The following is an 18,693-nucleotide window of genomic DNA, read 5'->3' as shown; positions in this document are numbered from 1 at the left end:
TAAAGTTTTCAGTTCAAAATCATTGTAAAAACAATCTGCGAAGCGTATATTATGAACCATAAAATTAATTCAGGTTCATAACTCAAGGAGGTTCTCGATATGGGGACAATCTTGAAGGATCGCGATCTATCGAAAAAATTCGGTGCTTTCGAGGCTTTGAAAAAAGTGGATTTGCAGGTCGAAGCGGGAGAAGTCATGGGCTTTATCGGGCCGAACGGAGCCGGGAAATCGACGACGATCCGCATTCTGCTCGGCATGCTCAGAGCGACTTCGGGCCGCGCGCAAATCTTCGGCCTAGACGTCTGGTCCGACGCGGTCGAGATTCATAAACGGCTCGCTTACGTGCCGGGCGACGTCAATCTCTGGCCGAACCTGACGGACGGAGAGGTTATCGATCTGTTCCTGAGTCTGCAAGGAAGCGCCGACCGGCTCGGCTCCGCGATCGGTTATCTGTCGAGTCTCGACATTCTGAAACTGGAGAGCACGCCGCCGACGCTGGAAGATCTGTTTATGCGTCGTTATGAACAAAGCGAAACGAAACGGGGCGATCGCCATGCGTGATCTGCGGGAACGTTATTTTGCCGGGACGTCGCGGCTGCTGCGCTTCCGGCTTCGGCAGGATCGGTTCAAGCTGCTATGTTGGATCGGCGGAATCGTTGCTTTCTCGATCGCGGTCGCGTACGCGCTGGACGGTCTGTTCCCGGACGCGGCCGACCCGTTCGCCGCAGGCGATATCTTCGCGGCCGCGCTGTCGTATATTCCGGCGCTGCTGCTGTTGATCGGGCTGGGCGCGATGCTGATCGGCTGGCTGCCGAATCTGAGCGGACTCCTCTGGCTATACCTGGCGTATTGCTTCATAGCCGATTATATGGGCGATCTGCTGAATTTTCCGGATTGGACAAAGAAGCTGACGGTCTTCGGATACGTGCCCAAATTGCCGGTCGATCCTTGGGAGTGGCCGCCTCTGCTCGGTCTCGCGCTGCTGGCCGCATTGTTCGCGAGTATCGGATTTTTCGGTTACCGAAGACGGGATATGCGCTGAATTGTACGGGATAGGAATGAATCGGTTAGAATAAAAGCATTGTCGGAAACTCGGACGAACAAGCCGACATTCCTATCCAAGAAGGAGGTCTCCGTCATGAATCGAAAGCCGCTGATCGGCGTCATGTTCGGCTGGAAAGTCGAGCCCGAAGTCGCGACGGCTTGCGCCGTGGCCGCTGCCCATTACGGGGCGGATCTGTTCCAATTTCGCACCTCCGATATCGGAGAAGATTCCATTATCGGGATGCAGCTCGAAGGCGACCGCTGGATCAAGAAGCGATTCCCTTATCCCGACGTCGTCTACGACAAGACCCGGCGCAAAGGCGTCGGCAAGTTCGATGAAGCTTATCGCAAGCTCGAAGGCGTTCCGATCAGCCATACGCTGCGTGGATTCTCGATGAACAAAAGCAAAGTCTACAACCTGATTCGCGAAAATAAAGAGCTGAAACCTTATCTGATTCCGTTCCTTACCCTCAAAGACGCGGATCGCGCGCTGGCTTTCGTCGAGAAACACCGACGCGTCATTTTCAAACCGAACGGCAGCGCGCAGGGCAGCAAAACGATGACGTTGGAACAAAAAGGCGACGTCTTCGAATTGTTCGACCAAGAATACTTGCACCGTTTTTCCCGCGAACAAATACAGGGCATACTGGAAATGCTGGTGACCAAAAAGTATTTCGCGCAAAAACTGATCGAAAGCGTCACGCCGCAAGGACATCCTTTTCACGTGCGGGCGCATCTCTCCAAAAACGGCGAAAATCGTTGGATCGTTTCTTATCATTCGATCGGCTTGTCGCTGACGCCCCATGTCCGAATCAGCAACACGCCGCTGACGTATAGGGCAACGAGCACCTGGGAAGATTTCTTGATCAACCAATTTAACGAAAAAGCAGACGGGCCGACCGCCGCGCGCATCGACGCGTTCGCGCTGAAAACGGTCGAATACCTCGAACAGGCTATCGACGGCCAGTTCCATGAAGTCGGCCTCGACATGGGCATCGACCCGGACGGCGGGATCTGGATCTTCGAAGCCGGTATAGGCAACACGGGGACTTCGTATTATCAGATGCAGGCCGCGCTGCCCGCGATCGCGTACGTCTTGTATCTGTTACGGCAAAGCCGGCAGGATCTGCATCTTTCCGTTTGAGCGCCGAAGACGCGGCCGTCCGCTTCCGTGGAATAAGCAGCAAAAAAAGCCGCTCCGGGGAGCGGCCTTTTCTTTTGCCTATACACGCGCATTTTCGATGCGGATCAGCGAATCGACGTCAAAAACCGTTCCAACGGCGCCGTATCGGTGATGCTATGGTTGCAAGCTTCATTATTCATGCAGACATACTGCCCGACCGACGAGAAGTTATCCGGCGAACTGCCTTTGAGCTTGACGTTGAAGAACCCCAGTTCCTGATGACGATTGCAGAACATGCAGAAGCCTTTTTTGTTCGTCGACGTAATCCGTCCTTCCACGCCGATCATCTGCCCTTCGTGCGGATACACGATGAACAATCGGTTGGTCGCGATATCGATCCATCTCAGATACGTCGTATGCGCGTAGTCGAGCCGCTCCAGATCGGGAAGCTTCAACTTTTTCGCTTTGGGGAACAGCTTCTGCGCCTGCTTCGCCGTCACTTCGGGGAACGGCAGCAGATACGGCTCCAGCGAATCCAGATAATCTTGGAGTTCGTGCGCCGCCTCGTATTTCGCCATCTGCTCGATCAACGCTTTCTGTTCGCCGTTCAATCCTTCGAAAGCTTGAAGCGCATTGTCGACGGCCGTCAGACGGACGGTATCCAGCACTTTGCGATCGGCGACGCTGCGCAGCGTCTTCAGCAGGAAATTGGCTTGTTTCTTGATGACGTTCAATTGATGGTTATGAATAAACGGTGTTTGCATAGCTTTCAGCCCCTTATTGATGTTGTTCATAGGTCGAACGATAAGATAAGGTGCAAAGCCTGCGGAGCACGAACGTTTATGTCGGAAAATCGGGGACGATGCGTTTCTTTCGCGTCGCCCTACACAAAGTCCGCCCCTTTTCAGGCTCTGCGTAAGGCCGTTCTAGCAAACGAGCAACCCGGTGCGTTCCACATTGCCACGGCAAGACCCCCAGTACGAATAAGATAGGTCAAGTATAGCAGGGGAGGCGCGAATGAAGCAATCGGCAAGGCGGCAGCAGGGCGGACTTTATCGAACAAATAAAATATAATCCACGCCGACCGGCTCGATTCCGCTCTCTCGCAGACACAGATTGATCTGTCCGCGATGGTACTGTCCGTGAAGCGCCACATGCGTCAGGATATCCCCCACCGACGTCTCGAACGGGCTGCCTTTGCTGTTGGAGTAGGCGACGATCCGCTGCGGATCGGAAGCGGGCGCGTCGGCCAGAAATTCCGCGTATCCTTCCGCGTTCCGCTGCAGAAGTTCCGCGCAGAATGCCAGATCCCGGTCCGCCCAGATCGGCAGTCCCGCGCTGTCCTTGCCTTGAAGCCGGGTCAACCAGACCCGTTCGGAATGAAGCGTGTGGGCGAACAGGCTTAACGCTTTGCCGCCCGCTTCCGCGTTTTGCAAAGCGCCCAAGATCGCCCGATTGGCCCAATCGAGATGCTCGAACATGTTACGGATCGTGTCCATCGTATGCCGCCTCCTTTTATATCTTCCTTTTTTCGCTCGACGCTTCAGCAAATCCTTTTACTGCATCCCGAATTTTTTTGAGGCTGCCGCTTGACTTCAACCATGGTTTAAGTTCTAAGATGAGGATGTCGACAGAAAACGTACGAACTCGGAGGCCTCCACCATGCATACGACAGATCGAACCATCGGCGAAGCGGCGGCGCATTTCGGACTGCCGGAATCCACGCTGCGCTATTACGAGAAAAAAGGACTGCTGCCCGGTCTGGGCCGGGACGAAGCCGGACGCCGGGTATTCTCGGAATTCCATATGACGCTGCTGCAAGTGATCCTGAACCTCAAACGCACCAATATGCCGCTCGGTTCGATCCGCCAGTACGTGGAATGGGTCGTCGAAGGCGAACAGACCACGCCGCTGCGTCTCGATATGATGCTTAAGCACAGACAGGCCGTATTGGACGAGATCGAAATCATGCATGAAGCGTTGGACGGTATCGATATCAAGATTGCCCGTTACGAAGACCGCGTGAGCGGTTGGCGCAAGAGTCGGACGGACGAAGAGAACGCCTCCGGCGAAGAAGCGGCGCATACATCCTATAGAAAAGAGGTTCACCCATGAAACTGACAGGAAACACGATCTTGATCACGGGCGGAGGCTCGGGGATCGGATTGGCTTTCGCGGAACGGTTCGCCAAGTCGGGCAATACGGTCATCATCTGCGGACGGCGCGAAGAAACGCTGCGGGAAGCGCAAGCCCGCGTGCCGGAACTGATTCCCCATGTCGTCGACGTCTCGCTCGAATCGGAGCGGATCGCCTTGTTCGAATGGGCGAAGACGCACTATCCGGACGTGAACGTGCTGGTCAACAACGCCGGCGTTCAGCAGTCTTTTAGCGTGCTGAATGCTTCGGCGCGCAGCAGTTGGGCCGAGATCAGCCGGGAGATCCCGACCAATCTGGACGCGCCGGTGCATCTTTCGCTGCTGTTCGCTCCTTATTTTGCGAAAAAAGAGTCTTCGGCGATCCTCAACGTGACGTCGGGTCTCGCATTCACGCCGCTTGCGGTCGCTCCGCTGTATTCGGCGACCAAAGCCGCGCTGCATTCTTTCACGATGAGTCTGCGTCATCAATTGTCCGACACGACGGTCGAAGTGATCGAGATCGCGCCGCCTGCGGTGAACACCGATCTCGGCGGCGCGGGCAAGCATACGAGCGGCGAGCCTTTGGATGCTTTTGCGGACGGGATCTTCGAAGGTCTGGCGGAAGGTCTCGAAGAAATCGGCTACGGTACTTCGGTCGCTCGGCTGCGGATGTCGCGGGACGAAGTGGATCTGTATACGGCGAAGATGTACGACGCGATGAAAGGGCAGTTGGAGTAAGCAAGGACGAGCTGGAGTCGGATGCGGCTTCTCCAAAAATAAAAAAACGGATTTCAAGGGCAGCCTTGAAATCCGTTTTTTTGCGCGGCATAAGACGGGCTCAATCAACCGCAAATTTTTTGCCGTCGAATATCTTCAGCCGCTGTTCATAGAGGTAGTCCTCCATCCGAATCGCGCGCGGGTAAGCGGAAGGATCGATCATCCGACTCAGCACGCTTTGCCCTTCTTGGTAAAGAAATTTCGTCGCGCAACCGTCGTACAGTTCCCGGAACAACCCTCGCACGATCGACAGACGTTCGTCTCCGTCGGAGATCTGCCCGCCGAACCGAACGGTATCGAGCTGGTCGTACGGTTCCCGATACGTATCGATCGCGAGGCATCCGTCTTCGCGGGCTCCGCGAAAAAGCAGCACGTCGCCCGTATTGATCGGCATGTCCAGATACCGATCATAGATCTCCGCGATCGGGAACTCGATTCCCAGCTGTTCGGCTAAGCGGCTCACCCGTTCGTCCGCTTCGTGATCGTCCTCGTCTTCGTCCGGGTAACAGATCAGCTCGCTAATAGACAGCGTGATCAGAAATTGATACGTCATGATTCCCCTTCTTCCTCCTGTCACCGGCGTTCGTCCGACGGCCACAGCTCCAACAGAACTTTCGCATTATCCCGCGTCTCGGCGTCGGGATGAAGCATCAGGTCGCGCAGCCACGCTTCCGTATCGCCGCCGTATTCCTCCAGAGCCTGCATGGCGTTGCGGTTCACGCCGGAATCGGAATCTTCCAGTCCCGCGCGAAAAACGCTTAGATGCCGGGCTTTGTCAGGGAGCTTACCCGCATAGTGCAGCGCAGTTGCGCGAATCCCGGCATCCGAATGAATAAACAGTGGACGAAGAACGTCGAAATCGATCCCTTCCGCTTTTTCCAAGATCATCAACAGCAAGAAAACGACATCGTGATCCTGTTCCTCGTGCAGCCGTTTGACGAAGACGGGAATCCGATTCCGCAGCGTCTCGACCGGAATATGGGTCCGGATCATCTGTGCCGCCGACTCCCGGTCTTGCGCTTCCGGTCCGCTGCTCAGTTCATCCAGCAAGTCCGCTTCCGCGAAAGAATAATCGGCTTCGGCCAAATAGTTCAGCGTCAGACGAGCCAGCGGCGAAAAAGGCTCCGTCTGCCGGTAAATGCCGCGCAGCCGCGCGATCGTGTCCGGCTGCAGCGACGGAAGCTTGGACAAGCCCCGAATCGCTTCCAGCTTCGTAGGCTCGTCGTCGGCCGCGTCGAACAACGCCAGCAGCTCGGCTTCTCCGCCGGGACGCAGATTGCCGAAGCTGTCGACTTTATAGCCTGCGATCAGCTCGTCCAGCCAACGTTCGTACCAATCCAAGAAGTTCGGTTCGTAAGTAAAAAAAGGCTTCTGAAAATCGCGGTCGATATAAGCGATCCTGCCGCGGTACGGTCCGTTCAGTACCAATACCGTATCATAGCTGCAGCCCTGCGTTCCGATACACAGCGTTCCTTGAAACATCCGCTGCCCGTCCGCATCGTAAGCCTCGTCGCCGGCTTCTTCCGCCTGCTCTTCGCACCAAGCTTCCAACTGCCGCCATTCGTCGTCGGTGAAATCCGGCCGCAGCCGGCAGGGTTCTGCCAACCGGGCCGACTCTTTTTCCATTCGTTCAAGCCGGTAGATGCCGTACTGAGGACCTGCTCCTCCGTCGCCGACGGCAGTCAGGAAATCCGTCAATTCTTCCGGCAGCTCGATGCCGTGCTTGCGCTCGAACGCTTCGATCGCCTCGGCCGCAAGCGGCTCGTTCAGCTTATATTGATGGCTGCTTGCGCCGAACACTTTGCGTAGACTGCCTTCGTGTGCCGCAAGCGGCAATTTTGCGATAATTCGCTCCGTTTGGGAAGAAACAGCCGACTTCGGCACTTCTTCATGCGTTCGCCCCGGTTCTTCAGAACCGGCAGTTTTTTTTATTTTTCCGAAATTCAACAAAAATCCTCTCCTATCCAAACATTTCCTTCCCGGACCGTTACTCCGCCACGCTCAACACGATTTTCCCGATATTCCGATTCTCTTCCATATGCGTCTGGGCCGACATCGCTTCCTCCAACGGGAAAACCGTATCGACGATCGGCTTGATCTCGCCCGCCGCCATGTGCGGCATCACTTCCCGGACGAAGTCGGCGGTAAGCCGCGCTTTGTAGTCGTCGCTTCGCGGCGTGAGCAGCGTGCCGGTCAGCTGCACGCATTTGGACATAAGCGCGAACAGATTCACCTGCTCGACCTGAATGCCGCCCAAAATGCCGATCAGCACCCAGCGTCCTTCTTTTTTCACGCTCTCCAGGTTCTTGTCCCAATAATCCGCGCCGACGAAATCCAGAATCAGATCGACGCCCTGTCCGTCCGTGGCCGCAAGCACTTCTTTTTCGAAAGACTGCTCTTTGTAATTGATCAGCACGTCCGCGCCCAGATTTTCGCAGAAATCGAGCTTCTCCCGCGATCCGGCCGTCACGATCACTTTCGCCCTGCTGAGCGTCTTGGCAAGCTGAATCGCCGCCGTGCCTACGCCGCTCGCGCCGGCATGGATCAGCACGGACTCGCCGGGCTGGAGCCGTCCGATCCAATACAGCGTCTGATAAGCGGTCAGGAATACTTCGGGCACTGCCGCGGCCTGCTCGAACGTATAGCCCGCCGGAATCTTCATCGCGCGGTCCGCCGGCATGACGGCGTATTCCGCGTATCCGCCGCCGTTGACCAAGCCCATGACGCGGTCGCCGGGAGCAAAGCCGCTTCCTTCTTCCGCCTGCTCGACGATCCCCGCGATCTCTACGCCCAAGATCGGATTGACCGCATAGCCGGATCGGCCTTCTCGGGTCACGATATCCGTCCGATTGACGGCCGCGGCGCGAACGCGTACCCGCAGTTCGCCTGCGGCCGGCTCCGGCGCGGGAAGATCCGTCAATTTCAATGCGTTTGCGCCGTTCTGCCGTTCGACGATGATGGCTTTCATATTCATAGTTGTATGCACTCCTTTGTCGATGTTCGGACGACTTAGTCCGGATGATGCCCAGCGCGATCGGCTTGATCAGGTTCGGGCCGGGCGAATATAAGTATCCAGAAACGCATTGCTGAATTTTCCGTCAGGGTCATACTTGTCGATCAACTTCCGAAACTCCGGCAGCTTGTCGAATTGCTGCTGCAGAACGTCGGCCGGTACCGTAAACAGCTTGCCCCAATGCGGACGCGCGCCGAATGGCGCCAGCGCCGCTTCCAGCAGCGGGAGCACGCGCTCGACCGCCTGCCAGTCGTCTCGCCACGTGAAGTGGAATGCGACCGAAGGCTGATCGCGAAAAGGGCTCAGCCATAAATCGTCCGCCGCGATCGTCCGCAACTCGCTGACGAACAGAATCGGCGCAAGATGCTCGCGCAATCCGTGAACGGCAAGCGCCGCTTCATAGACATGCTCCCGCGGCATCAAGTACTCGCTTTGCAGCTCTTTGCCGGCACTCGGCGTAAATTCCATCCGGAAATGCGCGAGCCGCTCATGCCACATCCCCGGCTTGCCGAGCTGCTCCGTGCAGTTTTCCGCATCCATGTCCGGAAGCGGATGCAGAGGGCTCGTCGCGGGCAGCGCTCCGTAATAGTCCGCATGTCCAGCATAGCTTGTGCCGTCTTCTTCCCGGCATTTGGTCCAGACCTGATGGAATCTCGGCTGCTGCCAATCCGTGAACAAACTGACGCTGTAAGCCCCCGAGAAGATGCCTTCGGCGTTTGCTTCAAGCTGCGAAAGCGGCAGATTCTCATAAACGAACTGTCTGACGGAATAAGCCGGTACGACTTTCAGCGTCAGCTTCGTCACGACGCCGAGCGCGCCGAGATTCACGACGACGCCGGCGAATTCCGCATCGCCGCGGCTGAACGTATGCAGCTCTCCGTTGGCGTCGACCAGTTCGATCCCTTCCACCGCCGCCGCCAAGCTTCCGTTTTCGCTGCCCGAACCGTGGGTCGCCGTAGCTGCGGCGCCGGCGACCGTGATATGAGGCAGCGAAGCCAGATTATGCAGCGCATAATCGGTCAGAGCAAGCTGCGCGCACAGTTCCCCGTACGCGATCCCTCCTTCGACCGTTACCGTGCCGCGTTCTTCGTTTAATTCCAACATGCGGTTCCGATGCCGCAGCGAAACGAAGATGCCGTCCGTATCCGTGATGGAATTAAACGTATGCCCGCTGCCCGAAACTTTGACTTTCCGGTGCTCTTTAACCAACTGCCGGAGATGCTCCACGTTTTCGGGATAGATCATGTCGGTCGCGCCGTACGTAAAGTTGCCTGCCCAGTTTTGATAACTCATTCGAAGTCCTCCCAAGTTTCAATTTATAGAGCGCTTCCTTCATGAATGAACAAATCTTCTGCCTGCTTAGCCCGTTCGAAGGCACGGCGCAAAAACTCTTCCGGCGACAGATTCAAGTAATCCCAATTCATCGGTTCGATCGCGGCGGCTCCCGAATAACCGGTTGCCGCGATATTCTTCATGATTTTCGGCCAATCCAGCGAACCGTCAAGCGGAAGCCCGTGCTGCCCCCAACTTCCGTTATCGTCGTGGAGATGGAGCGCTTTCAATCGGGAACCGTATCGGCCGAGCAGATCGGCATCCGGGAAATAATGATGTTTGTTCGTCTCCTGTCCGTTTCGAATTTGCCGCTGTGCGCCGCTCAAGCATTCCGCAGTTCGTTGATCGTTTTGATTACGTTCCCGCGGTTGTACAGAACGAATTTGTAGGTCTCTCCTTTGCGCGTCGCGATCTCCATGCCGTTCGGAATGATGCCCCACGTGCTTCTTTTGCCGACATGTTGGATCTCGCTGATCCGAATCTCGAGCGGTTCCCGTTGAAAATTCAGGCTGTGCGCTTTGAAAATGACCCGTTCGTTCGTGATATCGATCTTGCCGCCTACCCCTTCCATCCCTCTGAACAGATTCGCCAATATATTGCCTTTGACTAAATATTCGCCCGGATCGCGGTCTCTCATCTGGCTCGCTCCATTCTTCCGAAATTCGTTCCATCCTTTCGGTCACTCTTTTAGTTTATCATCTCGCGGAAAATACAGGAATCGATTCGAGCATGCGAAAAAGAGCCCGAGACGATTCTCCGCCTTGGACTCCGATAAACCAAGCCTTACGATCAGCCGGCCCGCCGCGTTCTCGAACGATCGGCTTCTTCCACCGTCCCGTACATGCGTCCGGCACGAATCTCTTTCTTAAGATGCGCCTCGAACACGAACGTACCGGCAGGAAGTACGGCCGCGACGAACGCGAGTAGCAGCTTCTTGACGCCCCATCTCAGTTCCATGAACGCGTGCAGCGCGGCCAGAATATAGAGCACGAACAACGCGCCGTGCGCGCCGCCCACGATCGTGACCGCTTGATCCACGTTCGCGGCATACTTGAGCGGCATCGCGACGAGAAGCAGCAGCAGGAACGAGATCCCTTCGAGCACCCCGATCACCATAAATCTTCCCAATACCGTCTTGAGCATGATAACCTCCTTACAGAATGAAGGCGTTTGCGTAAACCGAGGTAACCGTCACCCATGCGCTTACGCAAGCGTCCCGATGATGTCCATCTTCCCCATTGTAACGGATGTCGGAAGAGCTTCTCAACTTTAACGCGGCGCATATGTATGGTTAGATATAGAGGACGAACAGCGCCTGCACACCTTACACGAAACGGAGAGATTTCCGATGAAAATGATCCCGCCTCAGCCTTTTACCTACGAAGCCGGTCCGCGCGCCGTTCTGCTGCTGCACGGGTTCACCGGCAATCCGGCCGACGTGCGCAAACTGGGGCGCTACCTGCATGCCCGAGGGTATACCTGCCATGCGCCGCTGTATGCCGGACACGGCGGGAGCGCCGAAGAACTGCTCGAATTATCGCCTTACGGTTGGTGGCGGGACGCCGAAATCGGTTACCGGCTGCTGCGCGCCAAAGGCTATGAACGGATCGCCGTAGCGGGCGTCTCGCTGGGCGGCGTATTCGCGCTTCAGCTCGGCATGGAATACCCGGTCACCGGAATCGTCTCCATGTGCGCTCCGATCCGCGGCAAAAGCGCCGACGAATTGTTCGAACGTATCCGCATCTACGCGCGCCAATACAAAACGTTCGAAGGCAAATCGCCGGAAGCGGTGCAGAGCGAGACCGAAGCGCTGAACGATCTTCCTCGCCGGCAGCTCGACGTGCTTCAGCAGTTGATCGCCCGCACCGGCGAACGGCTGCAAGAGATCGAAGCGCCGACCGCCGTCATGCAGGGCGGATTGGATCATCCTCTGTACCTCGACAGCGCGGCCGCCATTTACGAACGAATCCCGAATCCGCATAAAAGTTACAAAGTCTATCCGGAATCCGGACATATCCTGACGCTCGGACCGGAACAGGAGCAGGTTTTTGCCGACGTGCATCATTTTCTGGAAGGGTTGGATTGGGCGGATCGCTAAACCCGATGGCCTACAGCTTCGCCGGAAGTCCTTCTTCGCACATCCGTAGGCAGTCGTCATACCCTTCCAACGCGTCGATCACGGAAGGATGCGGTTCATGGAAATTAAGGTCGTAATCGATCTCGTTCAGTTCTTCGCGCGGACGGTAAGCCAACTGTTCGGCATCGACGGCGAATTGCGCATCGACGCCCGGCTTGTTGCCGCGAGCGTCCAATCGGATCCATTTTCCCGCTTCCCGCAGATATACCGTGTTGAGCGCATGGAGACTATGCCCGCCTTCAATCGCGTCGTCCCACGCCAAACGCTGGTAAACGATCCCCGACGGAATACCCATTCCCCGCAGCAGCGCCGCCAGCAGATGCGCCTTGGCGTAGCAGATACCGTGTCCTTGACGCAGCACCTCGGAAGCCCGACGCGTCACTTCCGCGCTGCGAATATCCATCGAATGGCTGATCTCGTCGCGTACGAATTCGTAGGCCGCCCGTACCCGCTCGATTTCCGCCTTCTGATCGAAGCTTGCGATTCGTTCCTGAATATCGGCGTCATGAAAGTCCAGATACGCCGAATGCTGCAGATAGGCTTCCAGCGAATCGGCAGATTGTCTAAGCTGCATCGTCTTCATCCTTTCTTATCCGACCTGCTGCGCGATCGCCTCGATCACGATCGGCCAGTCGTCTTCGTGCGGTTCATGGCCGCTGCCCGCGAGCGTCAGCAGCTTCGCGTTCGGCAGCACCCGGGCCAGATGCTCGCCGTGCGCGTAAGGGATGATCGGGTCTTCGGTGCCGTGGATCACCAGCACCGGCACGCCGATCTCGGCGGTTCGCGCCATCTCCGACTCGCCGCCGGCGAGCAGCGCATGATTGGTCATGCTGACCGGATTATTCGCCCGATCGAAATCTCCCGCGGCGAACCGGGCTGTTTTGTACTCGTCAAACTCGTGTTTCGAACCGACCAGCACCCGCGAACGGTCGATCGTGAACCGAATAAAGGCTTCCCGGTCCGTCAGATCCATCTCGCCCATACCGGCAAAAAACGTCGCGACCTTCTCTTCCATCGGCGGCAGATGCGCGGCGAAGTTCGACGTCGCGAGCAGCGCCAGACTCAGCACTCGGCTCGGATGCCGCAAAGCGACGATCTGCGCCAACATCCCGCCCAGCGACATCCCCATCACATGCGCCTGCCCGATCCCGTAAGCATCCAGCACGCTCACCGCGTCTTCGGCCATATCTTCCAATCCGTAATCCGGCTGTCCCGGCTCGCAGGTCGTAGACCGCCCCGTGTCGCGGTTGTCGTAACGGATGACGAACAGCCCGTTTTCCGCCAAACGCCGACAAAAAGCTTCTTCCCACCAGATCATCGAAGACTGCGCGCCCATGATCAGCAGCAGCGCCGGATCGTCCGGATTGCCGAAACTTTCCGTGTGAAGAGTGATTGTACCTGTGTCTATGCGTTTTTCGCTCATGCATGTTCCTCCCAATCTTAGGATGATGGAACGCTCCCTGTCGCTTGCCGCAACTTCGCGATCAATTCGTCTAACCCGTCGATGACCGTATCCGCCTGCGCCAGCTCGTCTTCCTGCGCGAAGTCGAAGCGGCAGCCGATCGCAAGCAGTCCGTTATCTTGCGCCGCCCGAATATCCGACAACCGATCCCCGACGACCGCTCCGTCCGTAATTTCGTATTTGTTCACGATGATTCGGACCAGATCGGATTTGTTCAACGACTCGATCTGCTGGATGCTGAACACTTCCGTTACCCAACGATCCAGACCGTAATAGCCGACGATGGCGCTCAAGTAGTCGATCAAGCCGTTGCTGGCGATATAGATCGGATGGCCGTTTTGCGTAAGCGTTTCGAACACTTCTTCGACTTGCGGATACAGTGCGCCTTTGCCGGCCTTGATGTTCACGATCAGCCGCTCCAGAAAATAAGCGTCGACCTGCTCGCGCCATTCCGGCGAATGATCCGGCAGCAGCGTCTCCCAGACTTTCGGTAGCGGTACGCCCATGATCTCGCGGTACTTGCCGATCGGCGTCCCTGCGTCCCATTGTCCGAGCGATCGGAGATGAGCGAAAGCTTCTGCCAGCGAAATCTCCAGAATCTTATCCGTCTGAAAAAGCGTGCCGTCCATATCGAAAATAAGCGATTGCGTCATAGTCGTTCTCCTTCGGTATGTGCGAAATCGGGTCCTGCGCGCTTGTCCCGTCCCTGCTTCATTCGACATGAAGACGCTTCTCCCTGCCTGACATGCAAAAAGCGGGTTAGACCTTCGAATCATCAAGCCGCTTCGTTCGTTGTCACAAATCAGGCCGCCGAATAGTCTTCTGTATGAATAGCTAAAGGAGGTCTGATAGGATGAAAATTTTAGTAGCCGGAGCCAGCGGCGTGATCGGGAGAAGTCTGATTCCCCTGTTGGTCCAAGAAGGACATGAAGTGGTCGGACTGATCCGCAATCCGGAACAAGCGAAGAAATTGCAGGAAGCCGGAGCTTCGTCCGTGCAGGCCGACGTCTTCGATCGCGAAGCTCTGTTCCAAGCGCTTGCCGAAGCTTCGCCCGAGATCGTCATTCACCAATTGACGGCTTTGCAGACGATGGACACGGCCGCCAATGCGCGAATCCGCATCGAAGGCACGCGTAATCTGGTCGACGCTTCGCTCGCTGCGGGCGTTCGCCGCATGATCGCGCAGAGCATTACCATGACCTATGCGCCCGGCGAAGGACCGGCGACGGAAGAATGCCCGCTCGATTTCGAAGCGCCAGAACCGCAGTTGACCAGCGTACGCGGGGTTCATGCGCTGGAGACGGCGGTGGCAGAAATGTCCGAATCCGTCATTCTGCGCTATGCCGTGCTGTACGGCGAAGGTACTTGGTACGCGCCGAACGGATTGTTCGCGGAGCAGGCCCGACTCGGGGAGCTGCCTGCCGCGGAAGGCGTAACCTCCTTCGTGCATACGGAAGACGCGGCAGCGGCAGCCGTGCTGGCGCTGAACTGGACGCCGGGCATTTACAATATTGCGGACAGCGAGCCGGCAGCCGGTACGGAATGGGTACCGGTCTATGCCGAAGCGCTGCACGCCCCTGCTCCTCGAATCGTACCGGGAAGCGGGCGGGGCGAACGCGGAGCTTCGAACGCGAAGGCGCTTCGCGCAGGCTGGCAGCCGAGATTCGCTTCATGGCGCGAAGGATTTCCGGCCACGCTGCAAAGCGGCGAATAAACCGCAGCTTCTGCTTTCGAATCGACAATCCGACAAGTTCAAGCGGGCAAGCGGAGATCTCGGATCTCCGCCTTTTTTTTCGCGTCCGATCCGCATTCGATGAACCGATCTTCTTTTTTTATCATAAAAAAAACCAACTTTTGTTCGTTCGCAGGCGTCCATACTTATAAGCCTTTACAAATAAAAAGCGCCGAAAAATCGATTAAAGCTAAAAAAAGCACGCGTTTGACAAACGAATGGATGTTTTATAAAATGCAAAAAAAAAGAAAAGGAGGAAAGATCAGCAAAAAAAATAAGAGGAGGAATTATACGATGAAAAAACTGAATTCGGCTGTCGCGACGGTGGTTCTGGCAAGCGCAAGTCTGGTGGGCTTCTCCAGTAATGCCCACGCTAACGAGATTAACGGAGCAAACGCAAAGATCGGCGGGATGCAAGCTCAAGCAGGAGCAATCAAGGAACTCTCGCATACCAGCTCTACCGAGAACGGATCGACCAAAGTCGAAGCTTCTTATCAACTGAACGACCAAGGCGATACTTCGAATTTCGAGGTCTTGGATAATTCCGGCCAAAGAAACGTCAAGCAATTTATCAATGGAGAATTGGTGGCCGAAGCCACTTACGATAAGCAAAAAGGTACGGTGACCACGGTCGATGCCGAAGGACAAAAGACGGTCCAAAAAGCGGACGACTTGGTCAAAGTAAGCTCGGAGATTCCGGCCGAAGACGAGAAAGCGTTATCCGAAGGATTCGAGCAGTCCAATGCCGAGCAGGGCTTCAGCCCGAATTCGGCTCCGAATGCCGCGCCTTCGGCGATCGAAGGTAAAGCGGCGGCCGCCGCGTCTCCGGGATTCAATCTGGTCAAAAGCAAATACAATACGGCTTGGAATCAGTACGGTTATCTGTATCAAAAGCAAACCGTGCAGGATACCAAACACTATGAGCTGAACGTCAGCGCGGGCACACTCGTCGCGACCATAGCCGCAGTTGTGGATGTCATTCTGACCAAAGGCGGCTTGACGGTGCTGCTGCGGACGCTTCTGTATTCGGCGGCAGGCGTGGTGATCGACAAACCGATCCGCAGCTTCTCGGCGAAAAAGTATCTGACCGAAATCGAGGTCTATTCGCAAGGACTGTTGGGCCTGAAAAGCGAACAGTTTATCGTCACGGCTACAGTAGACAGCAAATACGGTCAGGTTCACGACGGAGGCGATACCCGAACGTACGACGAGATGTTGGACAACGGCGTATACAACGTGGTCCTGCAAAAATTGTAACGATGCGCAGGCCTACGAAGATCGATCGGGCCTCCTTATCGACTGCTTATCCTCTTCGTGACAGAAGGGAGCTGAAATCATGAATGATGGATCTGAACGCCAGCGTATCGTTCGGAACTTGATCGCCACCGCCGTTTATCTGGTCTTGATGCTGATCGGCGTCGTGTATTTGGCTTCCGTGTCCCGCTTTCCGTCGATGTTTGTCGTGATCGTCTTCTGGTTGATCGGCGCAGCGATGATGGCGACCTTATATAAGAAGCTGAAGAACACGAATGCAGGAAACGGCAGGTAAAAACGAATGCAGCATAAACACAGTCGCCTTCAAAAGGCGGCTGTGTTTTTTAAGTTCAAAGACGGTTAATCTTCTCGACCGTTCTCTTGATCTCATCGTGTAAAAACAGCCTCTTCTTCGATCAGTTCGATCGCTTTCTCGATATACTCATCCTTGCCCTGCACGATTCCTTCGACGGTAGGCTGTAGGTAAATATCAGGCTGGACGCCTACGCCTTGAATCGGACCTTTCTCGGGATCGAATACGCCGAATCCGCTGATACGAGTTTTGATATTTCCCGGCAAGCTGAATTCGACCACATCCCCGTTGGCTCCGGCGGTCGGCCTGCCTAATAAAACGACGTTTTTGCCGTTTCTGAGGGACATCGCCACGGTCTCGCCGTTGCTGATCGTATGTTCGTTGATCAAGAGAACCACCTTGCCTTGATACAGATCATGATCCGTATTTGCAGTTCTCCCCGAAACTTCGGGCTGCGTATAATCAAACTCGCCGGGAATCGCGCGGTTAGGCATCGAAAAAAGAGCAAATTCGGTCGGAGAAGAGACCAGATACTCTGCCAACACGTACGAAAGTTCCGTTTTCGGGTGGTTTCTCAGATCGACGATTAGACCTTTGGTGTTCCGATGTTCCTTCATGATGCGGTCGACTTCCGCGTCCTGCATTTTTCCCGCATTCATATAATAAATATCGCCGTTCTCCATAACCTGCGAAGGAGTGCTTATCTGAAATTCGGAAGCATAAGCAAAACCCGAAGCGCGGACAACAATCTCTTTGCCCCGGCGATTTACCGCAACGGAAGCGTTCCGCTGATCGATTCGAAGCAGAGAACGGAAAAATACGGGAGACGTGTCTTCTCGCGATTGCGAAATGTAAGTTCTCCGATTCTTTGCGATCTCTTGGATATCGACGCCGTCGATTTTTAATACGATGTCTCCGAGCTTAAGCCCGCAATCGCCAAACACTTGATCGATTACGATCCGACCGTCGATCTCGACGAAGCTGACGGGAAGCTGATACTTGCCGAAAGTGCTCGCGACATCTTTTCTTTTTTCTCCGACCAAATTGACATGAGAATCATGGACTCTTGCGGTCAGTTCGGCCAAAGTCTTGAAATACGAATCGTAATCGTCGCCGGCTATGATCTTAGGGATAAATTCCCGAAGCACTTGATCCCAATCTTCTCCGTTCTGATTCTTATAAGGGTAATAATATTCGATGATATTCCAATACCGGAACAAACCCAGCAGTCGATACCCCGTGTCGTCAAATTTCATTTGATAATACGGTCGTTCCCTCCCCATATCGAAATAACCCGAAGCATTTTTAAAACTGACATAAGCCCCTTCGCGTTCGGTAATATGAGCGGTCAGAAGCTTGGATAACTCAAGACTCAATTTGCCGCCGAGGTCCTGCCGATCTTTGACCCAACCGGTATTCGGACTCCGCTGCACCGAACTTGCGAGCACACGGTAAGGCGCTTGCAGCTCTTCGGGAACGATCTCCGTATCCAACGCTTTGACCCAGTCATACAGAATCGCGTTTACGTCCGCATGATCTTCCAGAATCTTATGCAGGGTGCGAAAAAACTCTTCGTCTCCGTTCGCTTCGCTCGAGATGAATTTAGGATGATGATACTTCATCAGCCCCCACACTTTGCCGAGCTTCGCAAGTTCGTCGATCTTTTGTTCAGACAAGGCTGAAAACTTCATCCCGCTTCCTTGTTCGAAATCGTACACCTTTTCCTGCTGCCGATTCTTCTCTTTAGCATGCTCGCTTTTTGGGAGAGCCGAATACATCAACAAAGCTAGCGCAGATAGCAGAAGGCATAAAAAGATAACTTTTTTCTTGCTCATCCCGGCCTCCTTCGGATACAAGCGAACGCTCTTGTTTCTATCCGTTAACGCTCGCTTCTCGACTATACGTCAAACTGCCGCAGATGATGATCCAGATGTTTGTAGACGCCTCTACCCCATTCTTCCGCAGACAGTCTGCCGAAAAAAGGATGCGGATTGCCCGTACATTTCTCCGGGCCGTTTTGTTGAAAAGCGGTAAGGCTTCGGATCAATTGTTCTTGCTCCTCTTCGAATACTCTTTCGTCCGCAATCCGAATGCCGGGAATCGTGGACATGTTCTGCGGGAGCGGTTTATCGTTGTAGAAAACGGGTTTGGCGAATCTCCCTACCGCGAGTCCGAGCCAACTTCTCGCATGAACGGTTTCTCCTGTCGCAACCTTCTGAAAAGCGCTGCAATGAGCCAACATTTGCGCGGCATTCATCTTGCCCCAACACGGCTGCAAATCCGGGCTTAATTGTCGGATTCGGGCGATGATGGATTCTGCATGATTGCGTTCGAAGATGTTATTCATTCGGGCAGCTCCTTTACGAAAAGA

Annotated in this window: 22 protein-coding genes and 1 pseudogene; 9 read left to right on the top strand and 14 right to left on the bottom strand. The window is 55.3% G+C overall.

Going from position 1 to position 18,693, the window contains the following annotated elements; translation table 11 throughout:
• Positions 1-99 precede the first annotated feature (99 nt).
• From CDO73_RS12285 to CDO73_RS12275, 3 genes and pseudogenes are all read left to right on the top strand, one after another.
• Positions 100-420: pseudogene (locus tag CDO73_RS12285) on the top strand (ATP-binding cassette domain-containing protein); the annotation flags it as partial.
• Positions 421-553: 133 nt separating this feature from the next.
• Positions 554-1,042: a hypothetical protein gene (locus CDO73_RS12280; protein ID WP_088488816.1), complete on the top strand. Its 489-nt coding sequence runs from the start codon at positions 554-556 to the stop codon at positions 1,040-1,042.
• A 96-nt stretch (positions 1,043-1,138) separates the two neighbouring features.
• Complete coding sequence (locus tag CDO73_RS12275; protein ID WP_088488815.1) at positions 1,139-2,188, top strand: YheC/YheD family protein; 1,050 nt, start codon at positions 1,139-1,141, stop codon at positions 2,186-2,188.
• Between the two features lie 104 nt (positions 2,189-2,292).
• Here the strand turns inward: CDO73_RS12275 and CDO73_RS12270 are convergent, their stop codons facing one another.
• Together CDO73_RS12270 and CDO73_RS12265 are read right to left on the bottom strand one after the other, a co-directional pair.
• Positions 2,293-2,931, bottom strand: a complete 639-nt coding sequence (locus tag CDO73_RS12270; protein ID WP_088488814.1) for a FusB/FusC family EF-G-binding protein — start codon at positions 2,929-2,931, stop codon at positions 2,293-2,295.
• Positions 2,932-3,219: 288 nt separating this feature from the next.
• The gene (locus CDO73_RS12265) at positions 3,220-3,666 is read right to left on the bottom strand and encodes a DinB family protein (protein ID WP_088488813.1); all 447 of its coding nucleotides are present in this window, start codon (positions 3,664-3,666) and stop codon (positions 3,220-3,222) included.
• Between the two features lie 163 nt (positions 3,667-3,829).
• On the opposite strand from CDO73_RS12265, the gene CDO73_RS12260 reads away from it, so the two are divergent.
• Together CDO73_RS12260 and CDO73_RS12255 are read left to right on the top strand one after the other, a co-directional pair.
• A complete protein-coding gene (locus CDO73_RS12260) occupies positions 3,830-4,282 on the top strand; it encodes a MerR family transcriptional regulator (RefSeq protein ID WP_088488812.1) in 453 nt (150 codons plus the stop codon).
• Positions 4,279-5,040 (top strand): SDR family oxidoreductase, encoded by a 762-nt coding sequence (locus CDO73_RS12255; protein WP_088488811.1) that lies wholly within the window; start codon positions 4,279-4,281, stop codon positions 5,038-5,040. The genes CDO73_RS12260 and CDO73_RS12255 overlap by 4 nt, the downstream gene beginning before the upstream one ends.
• Positions 5,041-5,140: 100 nt before the next feature.
• Here the strand turns inward: CDO73_RS12255 and CDO73_RS12250 are convergent, their stop codons facing one another.
• From CDO73_RS12250 to CDO73_RS12220, 7 genes are all read right to left on the bottom strand, one after another.
• Positions 5,141-5,632, bottom strand: coding sequence for a hypothetical protein (locus CDO73_RS12250; protein ID WP_088488810.1), 492 nt, complete (start codon positions 5,630-5,632; stop codon positions 5,141-5,143).
• Positions 5,633-5,652: 20 nt separating this feature from the next.
• Positions 5,653-6,915 (bottom strand): SMI1/KNR4 family protein, encoded by a 1,263-nt coding sequence (locus CDO73_RS12245; protein WP_179218682.1) that lies wholly within the window; start codon positions 6,913-6,915, stop codon positions 5,653-5,655.
• A 151-nt stretch (positions 6,916-7,066) separates the two neighbouring features.
• On the bottom strand, positions 7,067-8,047 hold the full coding sequence (locus CDO73_RS12240) for an NAD(P)H-quinone oxidoreductase (protein WP_088489123.1): 981 nt from the start codon (positions 8,045-8,047) through the stop codon (positions 7,067-7,069).
• 75 nt (positions 8,048-8,122) lie between these two features.
• The gene (locus CDO73_RS12235; RefSeq protein ID WP_088488808.1) at positions 8,123-9,385 is read right to left on the bottom strand and encodes an FAD-binding protein; all 1,263 of its coding nucleotides are present in this window, start codon (positions 9,383-9,385) and stop codon (positions 8,123-8,125) included.
• A 23-nt stretch (positions 9,386-9,408) separates the two neighbouring features.
• Positions 9,409-9,750, bottom strand: coding sequence for a sugar phosphate isomerase/epimerase family protein (locus tag CDO73_RS12230; RefSeq protein WP_088488807.1), 342 nt, complete (start codon positions 9,748-9,750; stop codon positions 9,409-9,411).
• The gene (locus CDO73_RS12225; RefSeq protein ID WP_088488806.1) at positions 9,747-10,061 is read right to left on the bottom strand and encodes a GRAM domain-containing protein; all 315 of its coding nucleotides are present in this window, start codon (positions 10,059-10,061) and stop codon (positions 9,747-9,749) included. The genes CDO73_RS12230 and CDO73_RS12225 overlap by 4 nt, the downstream gene beginning before the upstream one ends.
• A gap of 152 nt (positions 10,062-10,213) precedes the next feature.
• Entirely contained in the window at positions 10,214-10,567 is a 354-nt protein-coding gene (locus tag CDO73_RS12220) for a DUF3817 domain-containing protein (RefSeq protein ID WP_088488805.1), read from the bottom strand.
• Positions 10,568-10,772: 205 nt separating this feature from the next.
• On the opposite strand from CDO73_RS12220, the gene CDO73_RS12215 reads away from it, so the two are divergent.
• Positions 10,773-11,522 carry an alpha/beta hydrolase gene (locus tag CDO73_RS12215; protein ID WP_088488804.1) on the top strand — a complete coding sequence of 250 codons (750 nt, stop codon included), beginning with the start codon at positions 10,773-10,775 and terminating at the stop codon, positions 11,520-11,522.
• Between the two features lie 10 nt (positions 11,523-11,532).
• On the opposite strand, the gene CDO73_RS12210 is transcribed toward CDO73_RS12215, so the two are convergent.
• The 3 genes from CDO73_RS12210 to CDO73_RS12200 are packed head-to-tail and all read right to left on the bottom strand — an operon-like array spanning position 11,533 to position 13,676.
• Positions 11,533-12,135, bottom strand: a complete 603-nt coding sequence (locus tag CDO73_RS12210) for a transglutaminase-like domain-containing protein (protein ID WP_088488803.1) — start codon at positions 12,133-12,135, stop codon at positions 11,533-11,535.
• A 15-nt stretch (positions 12,136-12,150) separates the two neighbouring features.
• On the bottom strand, positions 12,151-12,984 hold the full coding sequence (locus CDO73_RS12205) for an alpha/beta fold hydrolase (protein ID WP_088488802.1): 834 nt from the start codon (positions 12,982-12,984) through the stop codon (positions 12,151-12,153).
• A 17-nt stretch (positions 12,985-13,001) separates the two neighbouring features.
• Positions 13,002-13,676: an HAD family hydrolase gene (locus tag CDO73_RS12200; RefSeq protein ID WP_088488801.1), complete on the bottom strand. Its 675-nt coding sequence runs from the start codon at positions 13,674-13,676 to the stop codon at positions 13,002-13,004.
• Between the two features lie 200 nt (positions 13,677-13,876).
• On the opposite strand from CDO73_RS12200, the gene CDO73_RS12195 reads away from it, so the two are divergent.
• From CDO73_RS12195 to CDO73_RS12185, 3 genes are all read left to right on the top strand, one after another.
• Positions 13,877-14,737, top strand: a complete 861-nt coding sequence (locus CDO73_RS12195; protein WP_088488800.1) for an NAD-dependent epimerase/dehydratase family protein — start codon at positions 13,877-13,879, stop codon at positions 14,735-14,737.
• 312 nt (positions 14,738-15,049) lie between these two features.
• Positions 15,050-16,012 carry a hypothetical protein gene (locus tag CDO73_RS12190; RefSeq protein WP_088488799.1) on the top strand — a complete coding sequence of 321 codons (963 nt, stop codon included), beginning with the start codon at positions 15,050-15,052 and terminating at the stop codon, positions 16,010-16,012.
• 79 nt (positions 16,013-16,091) lie between these two features.
• Positions 16,092-16,304 carry a hypothetical protein gene (locus tag CDO73_RS12185; protein WP_088488798.1) on the top strand — a complete coding sequence of 71 codons (213 nt, stop codon included), beginning with the start codon at positions 16,092-16,094 and terminating at the stop codon, positions 16,302-16,304.
• A gap of 92 nt (positions 16,305-16,396) precedes the next feature.
• On the opposite strand, the gene CDO73_RS12180 is transcribed toward CDO73_RS12185, so the two are convergent.
• Both CDO73_RS12180 and CDO73_RS12175 read right to left on the bottom strand, forming a co-directional pair.
• Entirely contained in the window at positions 16,397-17,998 is a 1,602-nt protein-coding gene (locus CDO73_RS12180) for a S41 family peptidase (protein WP_179218681.1), read from the bottom strand.
• 221 nt (positions 17,999-18,219) lie between these two features.
• Positions 18,220-18,669 carry a DUF1569 domain-containing protein gene (locus CDO73_RS12175; protein ID WP_088488796.1) on the bottom strand — a complete coding sequence of 150 codons (450 nt, stop codon included), beginning with the start codon at positions 18,667-18,669 and terminating at the stop codon, positions 18,220-18,222.
• Positions 18,670-18,693 lie beyond the last annotated feature (24 nt).

The sequence above is a fragment of the Saccharibacillus sp. O23 genome (genome assembly GCF_002205895.1).
GTDB lineage: Bacteria > Bacillota > Bacilli > Paenibacillales > Paenibacillaceae > Saccharibacillus.
Note: the sequence above shows the minus strand (reverse complement) of the source record. Positions and strands in the feature narration are given on the sequence as shown.

What these genes read in the sequence shown, in the direction of transcription:
- CDO73_RS12255 (WP_088488811.1), top strand. Translation starts at nt 4,279, where the DNA reads ATGAAACTGACAGGAAACACGATCTTGATCACGGGCGGAGGCTCGGGG.
- CDO73_RS12210 (WP_088488803.1), bottom strand. Translation starts at nt 12,135, where the DNA reads ATGCAGCTTAGACAATCTGCCGATTCGCTGGAAGCCTATCTGCAGCAT.
- CDO73_RS12225 (WP_088488806.1), bottom strand. Translation starts at nt 10,061, where the DNA reads ATGAGAGACCGCGATCCGGGCGAATATTTAGTCAAAGGCAATATATTG.
- CDO73_RS12195 (WP_088488800.1), top strand. Translation starts at nt 13,877, where the DNA reads ATGAAAATTTTAGTAGCCGGAGCCAGCGGCGTGATCGGGAGAAGTCTG.
- CDO73_RS12220 (WP_088488805.1), bottom strand. Translation starts at nt 10,567, where the DNA reads ATGCTCAAGACGGTATTGGGAAGATTTATGGTGATCGGGGTGCTCGAA.
- CDO73_RS12215 (WP_088488804.1), top strand. Translation starts at nt 10,773, where the DNA reads ATGAAAATGATCCCGCCTCAGCCTTTTACCTACGAAGCCGGTCCGCGC.
- CDO73_RS12235 (WP_088488808.1), bottom strand. Translation starts at nt 9,385, where the DNA reads ATGAGTTATCAAAACTGGGCAGGCAACTTTACGTACGGCGCGACCGAC.
- CDO73_RS12205 (WP_088488802.1), bottom strand. Translation starts at nt 12,984, where the DNA reads ATGAGCGAAAAACGCATAGACACAGGTACAATCACTCTTCACACGGAA.
- CDO73_RS12265 (WP_088488813.1), bottom strand. Translation starts at nt 3,666, where the DNA reads ATGGACACGATCCGTAACATGTTCGAGCATCTCGATTGGGCCAATCGG.
- CDO73_RS12175 (WP_088488796.1), bottom strand. Translation starts at nt 18,669, where the DNA reads ATGAATAACATCTTCGAACGCAATCATGCAGAATCCATCATCGCCCGA.
- CDO73_RS12200 (WP_088488801.1), bottom strand. Translation starts at nt 13,676, where the DNA reads ATGACGCAATCGCTTATTTTCGATATGGACGGCACGCTTTTTCAGACG.
- CDO73_RS12240 (WP_088489123.1), bottom strand. Translation starts at nt 8,047, where the DNA reads ATGAAAGCCATCATCGTCGAACGGCAGAACGGCGCAAACGCATTGAAA.
- CDO73_RS12260 (WP_088488812.1), top strand. Translation starts at nt 3,830, where the DNA reads ATGCATACGACAGATCGAACCATCGGCGAAGCGGCGGCGCATTTCGGA.
- CDO73_RS12280 (WP_088488816.1), top strand. Translation starts at nt 554, where the DNA reads ATGCGTGATCTGCGGGAACGTTATTTTGCCGGGACGTCGCGGCTGCTG.
- CDO73_RS12190 (WP_088488799.1), top strand. Translation starts at nt 15,050, where the DNA reads ATGAAAAAACTGAATTCGGCTGTCGCGACGGTGGTTCTGGCAAGCGCA.
- CDO73_RS12250 (WP_088488810.1), bottom strand. Translation starts at nt 5,632, where the DNA reads ATGACGTATCAATTTCTGATCACGCTGTCTATTAGCGAGCTGATCTGT.
- CDO73_RS12270 (WP_088488814.1), bottom strand. Translation starts at nt 2,931, where the DNA reads ATGCAAACACCGTTTATTCATAACCATCAATTGAACGTCATCAAGAAA.
- CDO73_RS12185 (WP_088488798.1), top strand. Translation starts at nt 16,092, where the DNA reads ATGAATGATGGATCTGAACGCCAGCGTATCGTTCGGAACTTGATCGCC.
- CDO73_RS12275 (WP_088488815.1), top strand. Translation starts at nt 1,139, where the DNA reads ATGAATCGAAAGCCGCTGATCGGCGTCATGTTCGGCTGGAAAGTCGAG.